Source organism: Myxococcus xanthus (assembly GCF_006402735.1).
Lineage (GTDB): Bacteria > Myxococcota > Myxococcia > Myxococcales > Myxococcaceae > Myxococcus > Myxococcus xanthus_A.
Genome location: NZ_CP017174.1, coordinates 8379944 through 8394993, shown reverse-complemented (window position 1 = coordinate 8394993; position 15050 = coordinate 8379944). Strand labels below are relative to the sequence as shown.

Below are 15050 nucleotides of genomic sequence, written 5' to 3'. Positions count from 1 at the left end.
TCCGCATGAACCGCGCGGCTTGCGCGGTGTGGACTACTTGACCGCCACGCCCACGGCGCTGGAGCTGGTCACGCCGATGATGGTGCCGGTCAGGGCGTAGATGCCGTGACGGGCCGTGGTGCCCGCGGTCAGCAGCTCCACCTTGGAGGCGCCCATGGCCTTGGCCTCGGCGATGAGCAGCTTGTTGATGACGGTGTCGAGGTCGCTCTGCACGATGTCGACGATGTGGAAGATGGCGGTCAGGCCCAGGGCGTTGGCCTGAACAACGGCGACGGCCTCACCGTTGGAGGCGATCTCCGTGCCGGAGACAACGGCGCTCTCAACGCTGGTGCAGGCAACCATGCTGCTGGCGACAACGGCGGACAGGACGAGCTTCTTCATGATCTTTCCCCTCTTGAATTGGATGCTTGTGTGGTGGCCGGACGCCTTGGAGGGCAACCGGCCGTTGTCTTGAAACCTTCAAGCGGGCGGGGTCGTAGCAGATGTCGACTCCATGTCAAGGTCCGTCCGGGACACTCGGTATCGGTCCGGTTGGGCGGCTGCGCGTTGCAATGCACATCTCCCCTTGCTAGCCAACCTCGAGGCTCCCTTCATGGATACCGTCTCCGCTGCCCGCCCCGCGCCGCGTTACTGGGTGCACCTGTTGCTCCTGGTGCTGACGGTAGGAACCACCTTCACCTCGTACCTGCTCTACTTCCATTTCCAGCGGCCCTACTCACTGGGAGAGGTGTCCCCCGAAGCGGCCTTCCGCGCGCTGGCCTTCAGCCTGTCGCTGCTGGCCATCCTGGGGACCCATGAGATGGGGCACTACGTGTTGGCGCGCTGTCACCGGGTTGAAACATCCCTGCCTTATTTCATCCCGCTGCCGGTGCTCGGCGTGGGCACGCTGGGCGCCGTCATCCGCATTCGCGACCGCATCCCGAACCGCAACGCCCTGGTGGACATTGGCGCGGCGGGACCGCTCGCGGGGTTGGTGGTGGCCCTGCCCATCCTCTTCTGGGGGCTGGCTCACTCCTCCGTGGTGGATGCGCCGGACATCCCGTCCACCACCTTCCCGGGGGACGGCTCGCTGTGGGCCATTGGCCGGGACGTCTTCACCTGGGTGATGGACCGCGTCACCAACGCGCCGCCCGCGCCGGAGACACCCTTCAACGGCGTGCAGACGCTCTTCGGTGACAGCCTGTTGATGCAGGGCCTGACGCGCCTGGCCCTGGGACCGCTCCCGGAGGGCAAGGACGTGTTGGTCCATCCGGTGGTCATCGCCGGCTGGTTCGGGCTGCTCGTCACGCTGCTGAACCTGATGCCCGTGGGGCAGCTCGACGGCGGGCACCTGGCCTATGCGCTGTGGGGCCGGCGCGCGCACTGGGTGGGCCGCGCGGTGGCGTTGGTGCTGTTGGTCCTCACCCTTTTCGTCACCGCGTCCTGGGGCTTATGGCTGCTGGTGACGAGCAAGCTGGTAGGCTTCGGCCATCCCGAGGTGGTGGAACCCCAGGCACCGCTCAGTCCACTGCGGAAGTGGATTTGCGCGCTGTGCCTGCTGGCACTCATCGGCTGCGCCATGCCCATTCCCCTGCGCCAGGTGATGACATGAAGTTCCAGTGTGACGCGTGCGAGCGGCTCGTGCCGCTGGAGACCTACCGGACGGAAGCCGGGGGACTCGTGGTGACGTGTGGCCGCTGCGGCGTGGACAGCCGCGTGGGTCCGCCGGCCACCACCGCGCCGCGAACGGAGGTGCGGGCTGCTCCCGCCGCGGGGTCGGCGCCGGTGCCGGTGGAGCCGCCCTCCGACAGCTGGAGCGCTTCCGCGCCAGTGACGCCGGCCCTGCGGGTGGTGCGTTCGGAGTCGGTGCCGCTGACGGACGACGCGCTCTTCGAGCCGCCCCCTGGCGTCTGTCCCAAGTGTGTGGCGCCTCGGCGCGAGGAGGCCCTGTCCTGCCCGCAGTGCGGGCTCGTCTACGTCAACTACCAGCCCGAGGAGCATCCCCTCTCGGACGTGCTGGCGGACGCGTGGCGCAAGCTGGCGGCGCGCTGGGAGGATTGGGACGCCCATGACCGGCTGATGACGCTGGCGGTGGGGCGGGGCGAGCTGGCCATGGCGGGGCGGCTGTACCGGATCCGCCTGGCGCGTGCGCCCGACGATGCCGTCGCCCGGCGGGGCCGTGATGAGGTGGTGCGCAGGGCCACCCTGGTGGTGCCGTCATCGGTGGAGCCCGCCGGAACCCCCAGCGTCTTCCGGCGCCTGAAGACGGTGGCGGTGGGCGTGGGTTTCATCGTGGTGCTGGTGCTGGCCGTGCTCGTCTTCCAGCACCTGCGCACGCTGAGCGCGGGGTACTGAGCGCCGGGCTGTCCGGGCGCCGTGCCGCCGAGGGCGGTGCGGCTCGCTGACGGAGGAGCAGGCAGCCACCCGGGCCAGGCGGCGCGGCCGCGGCCGGAAACGCGCTTGAAACGGCGGTCGCTGCTATTTTGTCCGGCCGCTTCCCGTCTCCCCCTCGGTGCCGATGTCGCTCTCCGTCTCCACCCCTCCGTCCGTCGACAGCCTGCTCGGTCCGGGAGGCGCGCTCGAGGTCGCGCTGCCCGCGTACGAGCACCGCCCGGAGCAGCTTCAGATGGCGCGCGCCGTGGAGCGGGCCTTCGCCGAGCACAGCTACCTGCTGGCCGAGGCGGGAACCGGCACGGGCAAGACGCTCGCCTACCTGGTGCCCGCGCTGCTGTCGGGACGCCGGGTGGTCGTGTCCACGGCCACCAAGACCTTGCAGGACCAGATCTTCTTCAAGGACCTGCCGTTGATGCGGGAGAAGATGGGCCTGCGCTTCGAGGCCGCGTACCTCAAGGGCCGCAGCAACTACCTCTGCCTGCACCGCTATGACGCCTTCTCCAAGGAGCCGCAGTTCGGCTCGCGCGAGGAGTCGCGCTACTGGCCCAAGCTGAAGGCGTGGGCGGAGGAGACGGACACCGGCGACCGCAGCGAGCTGGACCTGCCCGAGTCCTTCAGCGCCTGGTCGCGCCTGTCCACCACGTCCGAGACGTGCGTGGGCACCAAGTGCCCGCAGTACGAGACGTGCTTCGTCACGCGCATGCGCAAGCGCGCGGAGCAGGCGGACCTGCTGGTGGTCAACCACCACCTCTTCTTCGCGGACCTGGCGCTGCGCAGCTCCGGCAAGCGCACCGAGGGCGTGCTGCCCTGGTACGAGGCCGTCATCTTCGACGAGGCCCATGCGCTGGAAGACGCGGCCAGCGGCCACTTCGGTTGCAGCGTGTCCAACTACCGGCTGGAGGAGCTGGCGCGGGACGCGGTGGCGTCGCTGAAGGAGGACGACGCCCGCCACGCCATGCTGCGCGCGCTGGCGGCCCGGTTGCGCGCGGGGGCGGATGCGCTCTTCGCGCAGGCGCCCCGGGCGCTGGGGCTGTCCGGCCACGAGGCCTCCGTGGCGCTGCGCTCGGAGGTCATGGCGAAGCTGTCCACGCCGCTGGAGGGCGTGCGTGACGCGCTGGCCGCGTTGTCCGCCTTCACGGTGGGCGAGCGCGAGCCGGAGCTGGCCGCCATCACCCGCCGCTCGGACGAGATGGAGGAGCAGCTCTCCTTCCTGGAGAAGGCCGAGTCCTCGGACCACGTCTACTGGGCGGAGCAGCGGGGCAAGGGCCTCTTCCTGCGCGCCAGCCCCATCGACGTGGCGAAGGAGCTGCGCGAGCGGATGTACGGCGCGTTGGACACGGTGGTGTACACGTCCGCGACGCTGGCGGCCGACAGCCGCTTCGACTTCTTCGCCAACCGCATGGGCCTGTACGGCGAGGACGGCCAGCCGGTGACGCGCGTGCGGACGCTGGCGGTGCCCAGTCCCTTTGACTACCCGTCACAGGCGGCGCTGTACCTGCCTACGCACCTGCCGGACCCGGCCGCCCCGGGGTTCATCGAGGAGGCGGCGGAGGAGATTGAACGGCTCTGCGAGGTGACGGGTGGGCGCGCCTTCGTGCTCTTCACGTCCCTGCGCAACATGGTGCGGGCCTATGAGCTGGTGGCGCCCCGGTTGCCCTATCAGTCGCTGCTGCAAGGCGAGCGCCCCAAGCAGCAACTGCTGGAGGCCTTCCGCGAGACTCCGAGCGTCCTCTTCGCGGCGCACAGCTTCTGGGAGGGCGTCGACGTGCCGGGTGACGCGCTGAGCCTGGTCATCATCGACCGGCTGCCCTTCGCGTCGCCGGGAGACCCGCTGGTGGCCGCGCGCATCAAACAGCTCCAGCAGCGGGGCGAGGAGCCCTTCGAGCTGTATCAGCTCCCGCACGCGGCGCTGGCGCTGCGGCAGGGCTTCGGCCGGCTCATCCGCACGCAGTCGGACCGGGGCATCGTGGCGATGCTGGACCGGCGCATCGTGACGAAGGCGTATGGCCGCGTCTTCCTCGACAGCCTCCCGCCCGCACGCCGCATGGAGGACGTGGTGTCGCTGAGCCGCTGGTTCAACGGACCGGTGCGGCCGGTGCGCACCCTCCGCTGAGCATCAGGGCGCGTCGCGCAGCCGCAGGCCGATGCGCGCCAGCAGGGGTGGACCCAACGTGTCCACCCCGGCGCGGCCCGCGAGGTACTCGCGGTCGAAGAGGTTCTCCACCGCGCCGAAGACGTGCAACTTCCAGAAGAGGTGGCGGCTGGCGGACACGTCCACCACGGCGTAGCCGCCCATGGGGCGCTCGTTGAGGTCGTCCTCGAACTGAGCGCCCGTCACGCGAAGCTGCACCGTGGCCGTCACGATGTCGGGGTCGTGGAAGGTGACGATGGCGGTGCCCCGGTGTCGGGGGTCCTGCGCGAGTTGCTTGCCCACCAGCCCGGGTTGTCCCGGCGAGCGCGTCACGACGGGGTCCACGAAGGTGTACGCGAGCAGCGCCGTCCACTGACGTGCCAGCTTCCAGTCCACGCTCGCCTCCACGCCGCGCACCCGCGCCTGTCCCAGATTCTCCCGCTGGCGCGTGGATCCATCCGGAAGCGGCTGCTCCAGCGTGACGTTGGTGATGGGGTCGTCGAGCACGTTCCAGAAGCCCGTCACGCGCGTGGTGAGGCCCAGCGAGGAGGACTCGGCCTCCACGCCGGCCTCGGCGCCCCACAGCCGCTCCGCGCCCAGGTTGGCGTTGGCGGCGGTGAGGAGGGTGCCCACCTGGAAGGGGCGGTACAGCTCGTTGAGCGTGGGGGCGCGGAACGCACGATAGGCGGAGGCGCGCAGGGTGAGCCCTTCCAACGGACGTACTCGCAAGCCCAACCGTGGGCTGAGCTGCTGCTCGGTGCGGTCGTCGAAGCTTGTCGTGTCCACCGCGCCGTTGGCGCGCTCCAGACGCTGCTCACCGTTCTGGTTGCGCCACACGTCCATCCGGAGCGCGGCGCTGAGCTCCAGTGCGGGCGAGGGCGTGTAGAGGTCCTCGATGAAGACACCGCCGGACAGCTGGGTGCCTCCGGTGTCGCGCAGGCGGAGGGAGGTCTCCGAGGGCGCGGGAGGGAAGAGCTGCTCCCAGGACGTGCCCGCCATGCGGCGCGCATCCAGGCCGGCGGTGAGGACGTGCGTGCCCAGGGCTGTCCAGGACGGGCCGGTCCAGACGAGGGACGCGCCCTGGTCGTTGGCCGGTACGTCCTGACTGGCGGCCAGTGCCTCGGAAGAGCGGTCCTGGGTGATGCGCGCGCGGTCCTGTTCGAAGCGCTGCACGCGGCCGAAGAGGTCCAGCGTGAAGGTGCCGCCGTGCGCGGTGCGCAGCCGTGCGCCCGCGCCGAAGTGCGCCAGCTCCACGCGCGCGGTGGTGAGCTGGGTGCCGCCGTTCTGGTTCTCGCGGAAGAGACCGGCGCGAGCGGAGAGGGTGAGCGCATCGGTGGCATCCGCTTCGACGCGCCCGTTGAGGACGGCATGGCTGCTGGGCGTGTCCGCGTCGATGGCGCCGCGCTGGGCGGCACTGACGATGGGGTAGCCGTCGCTGTTGAGCAGCTCTGCCTCCAGCGAGGCGCGGACGGGGCCCCACGCCTCCGCCCCGCGTGCCGCGAGCATGCCCGTATGCGCGTTGCCGTAGGTGGCATCCGCGTCGAACTGCGTTCCGGTGACGTCGCGTGAAACGAGCTGCACGACACCGCCGAGCGCGCCACTGCCGTAGAGGGCGGAGCCTCCGCTGGGGACGACCTCGATGCGCTCGAGTCCGAGCCGTGGCAGCGAGCGCCAGAAAATCCAGCCACCAAACGGGTCGTTGACGGGAATGCCGTCGAGCAGCACGAGGCTTCGCGCCACACCCGAAGGCGCGAGCCCGCGCAGGTTGAGTCCCTGTGCCGTCGGGTCGGAGACGAGGCTGGGCGTGCGGCGGAAGGTGGCGGCGGAGGGCACGGTGCGGACCAGCGCGTCCTGTGTCAGCGTGGGGCTCCGGTCGATTTCCGGGCGGGGGAGGACCGTGGTGGTGGCGGGCACGTCCCGCGCCGGCCTGGGACGCCGCGAGCCCGTGACGACGGTCCGCCCAGCGTCAGCGTCCGCTGCCTCCGTCGGCTCCCGCGTGGGCGCGTCTGCCGGCGGCTGCCCGTTCGTGTCGGGAACCTCCTGAGCCTCAGGAGTCGGCGCCGCCATCACCGTGGAGGAGGCGAGGACCCAGAGCAGGGGCGCGAGCACCCGGATAGGACGCACGTGAGGACTCCGATGAGTCACGAGGAGGTCGGGCATCGATGCTCGCTCTAGCAGCCCGACAACCCGGTCCCAGGTCGTCGGGCGCATGACGCCGCCGAAGGAGGCACCTGTCCGTCCGATGTTGAACGCACGCTCCAGACTCAAGAGGCCGAGGCTCGCACCGGACCTGGCTGCGTCATCCGCCGGCGCGGCTGCCCGCCACGTCCCGCACGGTGAGCATGGCGGCGTCCACCTCCGCCAGGATGCGACGCGCGTGCTGCAGGAAGGCTTCGCCCGCGGGGAGCAGGCGCATGCCACCCCGGGTCCGCTCGAAGAGCCGTGCTCCGAGTTCGTCCTCGAGCGCCTGGATGTGACGGCTGAGCGGCGGCTGCGTCAGGTGCAGGCGGCGCGCGGCCCGGCCCACGTTGCATTCCTCGGCAACGGCGACGAAGGACTGGATGTGCGTGAGGCTCACGTTCGCCACTCTAGCGCTATTGGCCATACCGAAACAGCATTGGACGCCAGGCACCCCGGCCCCTCACCTTGGCGGCCATGAGCATTCCTTTGTTCAAGGGCACGGACGTCGAACGTCTGCGCCGAGCGAGTCAGGCAGCCGCCGGTACGCTGGCTTTCGTTGCCTCGAAGCTGACACCTGGTGTCACCACGGCGGACATCGACCAGTGGGTTCGCGAGGACACGGCGCGCCGGGGTGGCAAGCCCAGTCAGCTGGGGTTCAAGGGCTACCCGGCCACCGTCTGTACCAGCCGCAACCACATCGTCTGTCACGGCGTTCCGAACGCAGGTGAGCAGTTGGTCCGCGGGGACATCATCAACGTGGACGTGACGACGTGCCTGGACGGCTTCCACGGAGACACCTCCGCGACCTTCCTCATCGGGGAGGTGTCCGAAGACGCCCGTCGCATCGTGGACGTCGCGCGCCGCTGCCGTGACGCGGGCATCGCCGTCGTCCGCCATGGCGCGCGGCTGGGAGACATCGGCGCGGCCATCGAGGAGCTGGCGAAGAAGGAGGGCTGCAGTGTGGTGGAGGAGTTCGGCGGGCATGGCATCGGCCACCAGATGCATGGGCCGCCCACCGTCCCCCATACCGGCAAGCGAGGCTCGGGCATCAAGCTGCGCTCGGGCATGGTCCTCACCGTGGAGCCCATGGTGAACCTGGGCCGGCCGGACATCCGCATCCTGGCCGACGGTTGGACGGTGGTGACGGAGGACGGCAGCCTGTCCGCGCAGTTCGAGCACACCATCCTGGTGACCCCCGACGGCTGCGAGGTGCTCACCCAGCCCGAGCTCGCCCTCTCGCTCGAAATCGCCTGCTGAACGCTTCCCCGCCCTGGGAGGGCGGGCAGGCGGCCGTCCCTGCCATGGGTCCTCGGGGTGCCTACCCTTGGAGGACGAGGGCAGGAGGCCGCGCGATGAAGAAGGAGATGCTGTTGTACGAGCTGCACCCGGCACTGGTGCACATGCCACTGGCCCTGCTGCCCACGGCGGCGGTTGCGGACCTCATCTCGGTGACGACAGGCGACGGCGCCTGGGCCCGGGTGGCACGCCGCATCTGGGTGGCAGGCTCCATTGGCGGCCTGCTCGCGGGCGTGTCGGGACTGGCGGCCAGCCAGGAGGTCCGGCTGGAGACGCCGCGTGCCCGGGACATGACGTTCCTGCATGGCGTGGGCAATGCCACCGTGCTGCTCGGTGCCTTGGGGGTGACGGTGTGGCGGTTGCGGCGCGAGCCCACCGCGGCCACCGTGGCGCTGGCGCTGGGCGCCTGTGGGCTGGCGCTCTGCACGGCGACGCTCGGAGGAAAGATGGTCTACGAGCTGGGCGTGGGACAGCCCGATTCAACGAGCAAGGCGACCTCCCCCGCGCTGCTGTCACGCGACGCGCCGCTACTGCTGGTGCGTGACGCGCTTCGTGGAGCGCAGTGGCTGGTGACACGTATGCGTGAGGTGCTCGCCGGTGGGCATCCACTCGCGAAGGGCGCCACGGGCACGACGCCAGAGGACGAATCGCTCACGTTGCCCGCGCCCGTCGTGGTGTTCCACGGCCCGGGTCGCCCCATTCCTCAGGCGTAGCGCCCACCCGTCCGGCGTCCATGTCATGACACTTCCGTGTGGCGTGGATGCCCCTGCACAGACTGCTGCGGGGTGGGTTTGCCGTCCCATGCAAATGGCGCTAGAGCTGCGCGCCATCGAGTGGGGGACGACGCATGCGCGCACGAGGGGAAGTCGCAGCGGTAGTGCTGGGCATCATGCTGGTCGGAGCAGGTGCTTCGTGGCTGGTTCCCCAGTGGGCGCTCGGCAAGGAAGGAACACCGCCCGAAGTCGCCCGGACTCCCGCATCGCCACCCAAGGTCGCCGCCGGGCCGCGCTTCCACGTCGAGCCCGCGAAGGATGACACCGGCCGCGCGGTACAGGTGGCGAGCCTTCGCGACGAAACGCCGGAATGGGAGCGGTTCGCGGCGCGAGCGCTGGTTCCGCTGACACCTGACGAACTGGCCTTGCTCCGAGAGGAGCCTGTGGACGACCTCGCGGTGCTGGTGACGCGCACTGAGCGCGCCTTCATGGACGCCACGCCCGAAGCGCGCGTGGTGAAGGAGCGGCGCTATCTGGCGGCGCTGAACCTGGTGGCGAAGCTGGCCACGCCGCCGGAGCCCTCGGCCGAGGACCTCCGCGCGCGAGAAGTGGATGCGCGCTACCAACAGGCGCTGACCGTGGAGCAGGTGAAGTGGCGGTCGCTTCCGCCAGAGGAAAAGTCGCGTCAGCACGACGCCTTCAAGGAAGCGTTCTTCCACGCGGAGGAGACGCGATGACGACGCTTCCGAGGAGTCTCCTCATGCTGGTGTTGCTGGCGCCCGCGTTGGTGCTGGCCGGGCCGCACTACGTGGCCTCGCGTGACTGGGGCAGCTTCATCTGGTTGAGCACGTGGCTGGACGCGGGGCAGACGTACACCTTCGAGACGCGGGATTTGACGGGCACCGCGCCGGACACCGTCCTTCACGTGCTCCGGGACCGGGGCGGCTGGAGCCAGGTGGCCATGGGCGACGACTGCGCGGGCGCGGCGCGTTCCTGCGTGACGTTCACCGCGCCGGACTCCGGGCTCTACCGCGTCTGGGTGCGCGCCTATGCGGAAGGACGCGGCGGGACGGCCAGCCTGTATCGCAACGGAGAGCTCCTCCTGAGCAACCAGCCCTTCGGCGGCGTGCCGCTCAGCTTCGCCTGGAACGTGAAGGACACCTTCCGGGCCACGTCCACGACGCCGGGCGCGGGGGACCACCTGGTCTTCCTGCTGCGCTCCAACGCGGAGTACCTGCAACACGACGATGACAGCGGGCCTCGCTCCTACCCGCTGGTCGTCGCGGCGAGCACACAGAACGCGGGCGCCCAGCGCGTGGTGGTGGGCCGCTTTCCCGGAAGCACGGGCACGGCCAGCTTCGTCCACGATGACGCGCTGTGGTCCACCATCTTCAGCGACAACGACGAGGACGAGGACGGCATCTCCAATGCCCTGGAGCCACTGGTGGGGATGAACCCGGACTCGAAGGACTCGGATGGGGATGGGATACCGGACACGCTGGAGCTGTTCGGCAATGACGGCTTCTCCTTCTCCGAGTGGGGCAGCCCCACGGTGAAGGACCTCTACGTGGAGGTGGATTGGATGGAGCACCCCACCAATCCCTATCTCACGCGAAAGCCCTATGCCGGGCTGGTGGCGGACGCGGCGGCGGTGTTCGCGCGGGACGCGGGCGCGCGGCTGCATGCCTTCATCGACAGCGCGCTGCCCTGGCATGAAGTGGTGTGCTTCGGCGCGTGCAGCGGCGGCGTGGACTTCTATTCGCTGAAGCAGGGCGGGTTCTCCACCGGGAACCCGGAGCGGCGGCCCTACTTCCACTACGCGGTGTGGGCCTACCGGCAGGGCAGCAGCACGTCGTGTTCATCCGGCAAGGCGGAGGTGCTGGGCAATGACCTCATCATCAGCCTGGGCTGCTGGAGTAGCCCGAGCATCCAGGAACAGCGTGGCACCTTCATCCACGAGCTGGGCCACAACCTGGCGCTGGACCACAACGGCAACGACGTGCCGGGGCAGACCAGCGTGGTGCACGCCAGCGTGATGAACTACCGCTACCAGATGCTCGGCGTGGGCTCGCCGGGCTCGCACACGTACTCGTTTGGAGGCAATGCGTGCGCGGCGTGTAGCGCGTCCCCCAAGAGCAAGTGTGTCTCCTGCCGGAACGGCTTCCTGGGATGCGGCTTCCCTGGGTGCGGCTCGTGTGACTGCGATGTGAATGAGTGGGGCGCCGTGGAGCTGGACTTCCTGGACGACGGCGACGCGGACGACGGCACCCGCCGTGCGCTGCTGACGAGGTACGCCCCGGACGACAAGGGTGGGCCGGTGCGGTTCCAGCCGCGCGTGCCCCATGCGGAGCCACCCGTCGCGGCGCGGCGTCTGACGGTGGAGCGCACGCGGGAGCGGCTGCGGGCGCGGGGACAGGTGGAGGGACAGGACTTCTACGTGTCGACCGACGGCACGACGCTGTACGCTGAGTGCCCTTGAGTCTGCGACCTCGTCCGGGACGTTGTCGCGCCCCGGCGAGATGGGCGCATGGGGCCGCGGGGCTCCTCCTGGCCGGCCTGATGGGCTGCCAGATGAAGTGCTCCGAGCCAGTCCCCGACGCCGGGCGCGCCTTGGCCTCGCTCCAACGCGAGAGCCCGTGTGTCCCAGTCTGGCGCGCGGCCCAGGTGGACGTGGCGTTCAAGGAAGAGCCCGAGGACGCGGTGCAGCAGCGCACGGACACGCGGCTGGAGCGCCGCTTCACCGTCGCCCGGCAATTGCGTGGCGCGTACCGGCACCAGGACCGGTGGGCCTCGGTGCTGGAGTACGAGGCGGGGCCGGTGCGCGGCGGAGTGAGCTACAGCCTCCAGGTGCCGGACGTGCTGTCGGACCTGACAGGGCAGGTCGTTCAGTGGACCAGCCATCGCGAGCCCGCGTCCTGTCCGACGAAGGAGGATGGTGAGCTTCCCGTGCTGCTGTCGGGGGACACCCTGCGGGACGCGGAGGGCCGGCTGCTGCTGCTCACGGTGCCGAATGCTCCCACCACCATCGCGGGTGACGTGCTGCTTCCTCCTGGGCTCGTTCCGGAGCTGAACTTCCGCTGGGAGGACGCGGGCTGCACGCTGGCGGATGGGACGCATGCGCTGGACGTCCAACTCCGCGTGACTCACGCGAGTCGTTCGCAAGGCCCGGGGACCACGGTGACCGCCGAGGTAGGACAGCCGGCCCGGCTGACCCTGGACGGTGTGCGCTATGTCGTTCGGGTGGCGCGTGCCACGGCGGATGTGCAGGGCCTGTGTGGGCAGGCGGTCTTCACGCTGGTGCGCGAGGGCCTGCTCGAACAGGGGCAGCCCGGACCCTGAGTCACGGCGCTGTATGCCGTTTCTGGAAATAGTCTGCCTTACCGCTCGTTGTGCGGGACCGATATGTAGGCATGCTGTGCCCAATCGCTTCATGTGTGGTGTGGGCCCTGGCCTGCTATCTTCGAGGGCTTCAACGGACACCTGAGGGACGACACCATGCGAAGCGGGCTGAAGCGGAACTGGGCGGGGTTCGCGGTGGGCGGCCTGCTCGGCGCATGGCTGCTCGGTTGTGGCGGCTCGACGACGGAGGGCTTGGAGTCGCTGGAGCAAGGGACCGCGCCCGCGCCCGTCTCCGTGGACCTGTCGAGCGCGGACATCCGCACCCGGCTGGAGTCCATCGCCGGCCTCACGGTGCTGACCGATGTCGAGGTCAACGGCTTCCGCTTCTTCACGATGGACTACGAGCAGCCCGTGGACCACCTGCGCCCCTGGGGCACGCGCTTCCCGCAGCGGGTGACGCTGATGCACCGCTCGGAGACGGCGCCCATGGTGCTGGACACGGAAGGCACCGCCATCTTCGAGGAGCCCATCCCCGCCGAGCCCACGGACCTGCTCCAGGGCAACCAGCTCACCGTGGAGCACCGCTTCTACGGCGCGTCCAAGCCGGCCGACATGGACTGGCGGAAGCTGACGATGTGGCAGGCGGCGGCGGATGCCCACCGGCTCGTCGAGGCCTTCAAGCCGCTGTACGGCGGGCGCTGGCTGTCCACCGGCGTCTTCAAGGGGGGCACCGCCGCGCTGGCCCACCGCTTCTATTTCCCGAACGACGTCCACGCCACGGTGACCTATTCGGCGCAGCACAACCGGGGCCTCCATGACACGCGACACGGGCGCTTCATCCTCACCAAGGTGGGCGACGCGGCCTGCCGCCAGCAGCTCGCGTCCCTCCAGTACGCCGCGCTGACCCGCCGCGACGAGCTGCTGCCCTTCATGGATGGCTACGACGCCCAGGGCTTCACCTTCAACACGCTGGGGAAGGACCGCGCCTTCGAGTTCGCCGTCATCGAGGTGCCCTTCATCTTCTGGCAGTACTACGGCATGGCGGGGACGTGTGACGCGCTGCCCTCGCCGGAGGCGAGCGCGGACGAGCTCTTCGCCTTCTTCAGCTACGTCTCCACGCTGGAGTTCACCTTCTCCGACCAGGCGCTGGAGGAGTCGGCGCCGCTCTACTACCAGGGCGCCACGCAGTTGGGCGGCCCGGGTTACCCGGAGGTGCACCTGCGGCCGCTGCTGCGTTACGCGGGTGAGCACATCCCCACGCGCTTCCCGCCCACGGGCGTGCGCAAGCAGTACGAGCCCTGGTCCGGTGGCCTGCTGGAGGCGTGGACCCGCTTCGAGGCCAAGCGGGTGCTGCTCGTCTATGGAGACCTGAGCCCCTGGTCCGCCAGCGCCTTCAGCACCACGACGAGCAACGACGCGTACCGCGTCATCGCCGATGACAGCATCGGCTTCTTCGGCACGCTGAGCGCGCTGCCGGAGCCGCAGCGGAGCTTCCTGCTCGGGCGCCTGTCGGAGTGGGCGGACGCCCCGGTGCAGCTCCCGACGGGGATGGATGCCCTGCGGCGCCGCGAGTCGAGCGACGCGCGCATGAAGGCCTATCGCGCCCGGTAGCGGGCGCGGCGTCCTCTGACGCGGTGTGGCTGTGGGAGTGGTAGACTCGCACCCTCTGTGTGAGGTTCCGCCTGGTGGTGGACCTGCGCAGCCACCCGAGAGGAAGCCTGTCCATGCCTTCGAAGCCAGCGCAGTCGTCCTGGGCCGTCGCCGTCCTGCTGGGCCTGTCCGCCACCGTCGCCGTCGCTGCTCCGCCCTCCGAGGAGCTCGTCTCGCGCGAGCCCCGCACGGAGAGCCTCCTCTTCTGTCCCGTCGCCAAGTGCGGTGATGACTGGCATTGCGAGGTCGCCTGCCCCGAGGCTGTGAGCGCGGTCTGCGTGGACTTCTATTGCCAGTACGATGACGGTGGGGGCTCCGGAGGCGGCGGGCCTGGAGGCGGCGGGCCTGGCGAGGTGTGCCCGGCCATGCGCTGTGGCGGGGACTGGAACTGCCTCTGCGAGGGCTTGCAGGGCACCTGCGGGCCGGACTTCATGTGCGTGTTCTGACATTGTGTTCAGCCCCTCCTTGGCGTCCAGGCGGCCGTGACTATCTTCCGCCGCACTTTCTGGAGGGATGAACGAATGCTGAAGAACATGCTGATGGCCGCGGCGTTGGGCGTTCTGGTGGTGGGCACGGGCTGTCACCGCAACACGCGGGAGAGCGCGGAGAACGACGCCGAGCGCGCCGTGGAGAAGACCGAGGACGCCGCGGATGAGGCGGGCGACAAGATTCAGGACACGGCCGAGGACGCCGGGGACAAGATCGAAGACGCCACCGACAACTGAGCGTGCTTGCGCGGTGGTCCGCTCCGAGTGGGCGGGCCGCCGCTGTTTCACCGGACCGGCTCAGGCCGGGCTGGAGTCGATGACCTTCTTCGCGATGCCGAAGGAGAAGCCCGCCCGGGCCAGCGCGGCCAGGTCCCGCTTCCGATTCTCCTCCCGGGTGCCGGGCTGCGTGCGGAAGGGCCCCAGCCGCTTCTTCCGCGCCCAGATTCGCGCGGCATCTTCCTCGGACACCTCGTGGGTGGCGTCGGCGACCTTCTTCGCCACGACTTCCGCGGGGACGCCCTTGAGGCGCAGCTTCTGGGCAATCACCCGCGTGCTGCGGCCCGAGGCGCGCAGTGAGTGCGCCTTCATCTGGGCATAGGCCTCGTCGTTGAGCAGGCCATTGCGGACCAGCTTCGCGACCAGCGCCTCCACCCAGGCCAGCGCTTCGCCGCGCTCACCGCCATGGAAGTTGATGGAGCGGTCCACCCGGCGCAGGAGCACGCGCTGCAGCTGGCTCTTCGTCGCCGCGTAACGCTTCAGGTAGTGCAGCGCCGCGTTCTCCAGATAGGTGGGGGACACCTTCCGGGGCCGCTTGGGCCCGCGCTCCTTCTTCCTGTCCTGTCCTCCCCGCGCCTCATCCATGTCGGACCTGGGTCTACC

15 protein-coding genes are annotated in these 15050 nt (G+C 69.8%); 11 read left to right on the top strand and 4 right to left on the bottom strand.

The features are described 5' to 3' along the window. Nucleotides 1–33: 33 nt before the first annotated feature. A complete protein-coding gene (locus BHS09_RS34565; protein WP_140795627.1) occupies nucleotides 34–381 on the bottom strand; it encodes a hypothetical protein in 348 nt (115 codons plus the stop codon). A 211-nt stretch (nucleotides 382–592) separates the two neighbouring features. Between BHS09_RS34565 and BHS09_RS34560 the strand changes: the two genes are divergently transcribed. From BHS09_RS34560 to BHS09_RS34550, 3 genes are all read left to right on the top strand, one after another. Next, nucleotides 593–1591: a site-2 protease family protein gene (locus BHS09_RS34560; RefSeq protein ID WP_174258978.1), complete on the top strand. Its 999-nt coding sequence runs from the start codon at nucleotides 593–595 to the stop codon at nucleotides 1589–1591. Next, nucleotides 1588–2334: a hypothetical protein gene (locus tag BHS09_RS34555; protein ID WP_140795625.1), complete on the top strand. Its 747-nt coding sequence runs from the start codon at nucleotides 1588–1590 to the stop codon at nucleotides 2332–2334. Before BHS09_RS34560 ends, BHS09_RS34555 begins: the two co-directional genes overlap by 4 nt. Nucleotides 2335–2497: 163 nt before the next feature. Beyond that, the gene (locus BHS09_RS34550) at nucleotides 2498–4486 is read left to right on the top strand and encodes an ATP-dependent DNA helicase (RefSeq protein WP_140795624.1); all 1989 of its coding nucleotides are present in this window, start codon (nucleotides 2498–2500) and stop codon (nucleotides 4484–4486) included. 3 nt (nucleotides 4487–4489) lie between these two features. On the opposite strand, the gene BHS09_RS34545 is transcribed toward BHS09_RS34550, so the two are convergent. Further along, on the bottom strand, nucleotides 4490–6715 hold the full coding sequence (locus BHS09_RS34545; protein WP_237080476.1) for a TonB-dependent receptor: 2226 nt from the start codon (nucleotides 6713–6715) through the stop codon (nucleotides 4490–4492). A gap of 88 nt (nucleotides 6716–6803) precedes the next feature. Beyond that, complete coding sequence (locus BHS09_RS34540) at nucleotides 6804–7082, bottom strand: LysR family transcriptional regulator (RefSeq protein WP_140795622.1); 279 nt, start codon at nucleotides 7080–7082, stop codon at nucleotides 6804–6806. A gap of 77 nt (nucleotides 7083–7159) precedes the next feature. On the opposite strand from BHS09_RS34540, the gene map reads away from it, so the two are divergent. The 8 genes from map to BHS09_RS34500 all read left to right on the top strand — a co-directional run bounded on the left by map (nucleotide 7160) and on the right by BHS09_RS34500 (nucleotide 14408). Continuing rightward, the gene (gene map, locus BHS09_RS34535; RefSeq protein WP_140800176.1) at nucleotides 7160–7942 is read left to right on the top strand and encodes a type I methionyl aminopeptidase; all 783 of its coding nucleotides are present in this window, start codon (nucleotides 7160–7162) and stop codon (nucleotides 7940–7942) included. A gap of 95 nt (nucleotides 7943–8037) precedes the next feature. Then, nucleotides 8038–8694 (top strand): DUF2231 domain-containing protein, encoded by a 657-nt coding sequence (locus BHS09_RS34530; protein ID WP_174258977.1) that lies wholly within the window; start codon nucleotides 8038–8040, stop codon nucleotides 8692–8694. Nucleotides 8695–8828: 134 nt separating this feature from the next. Further along, the gene (locus BHS09_RS34525; RefSeq protein ID WP_140800175.1) at nucleotides 8829–9431 is read left to right on the top strand and encodes a hypothetical protein; all 603 of its coding nucleotides are present in this window, start codon (nucleotides 8829–8831) and stop codon (nucleotides 9429–9431) included. Further along, on the top strand, nucleotides 9428–11173 hold the full coding sequence (locus BHS09_RS34520; protein ID WP_140800174.1) for a hypothetical protein: 1746 nt from the start codon (nucleotides 9428–9430) through the stop codon (nucleotides 11171–11173). Before BHS09_RS34525 ends, BHS09_RS34520 begins: the two co-directional genes overlap by 4 nt. A 191-nt stretch (nucleotides 11174–11364) precedes the next feature. Further along, the gene (locus tag BHS09_RS34515) at nucleotides 11365–12033 is read left to right on the top strand and encodes a hypothetical protein (RefSeq protein WP_237080008.1); all 669 of its coding nucleotides are present in this window, start codon (nucleotides 11365–11367) and stop codon (nucleotides 12031–12033) included. A gap of 156 nt (nucleotides 12034–12189) precedes the next feature. Next, nucleotides 12190–13644: a S28 family serine protease gene (locus BHS09_RS34510; RefSeq protein WP_140795616.1), complete on the top strand. Its 1455-nt coding sequence runs from the start codon at nucleotides 12190–12192 to the stop codon at nucleotides 13642–13644. Nucleotides 13645–13757: 113 nt separating this feature from the next. Continuing rightward, on the top strand, nucleotides 13758–14129 hold the full coding sequence (locus BHS09_RS34505) for a hypothetical protein (protein WP_140795615.1): 372 nt from the start codon (nucleotides 13758–13760) through the stop codon (nucleotides 14127–14129). Between the two features lie 75 nt (nucleotides 14130–14204). Next, on the top strand, nucleotides 14205–14408 hold the full coding sequence (locus BHS09_RS34500) for a YtxH domain-containing protein (protein WP_140795614.1): 204 nt from the start codon (nucleotides 14205–14207) through the stop codon (nucleotides 14406–14408). 60 nt (nucleotides 14409–14468) lie between these two features. Here BHS09_RS34500 and BHS09_RS34495 read toward each other — a convergent pair whose 3' ends face one another. Then, nucleotides 14469–15032 carry a regulatory protein RecX gene (locus tag BHS09_RS34495; protein ID WP_140800172.1) on the bottom strand — a complete coding sequence of 188 codons (564 nt, stop codon included), beginning with the start codon at nucleotides 15030–15032 and terminating at the stop codon, nucleotides 14469–14471. Nucleotides 15033–15050: the final 18 nt, after the last annotated feature.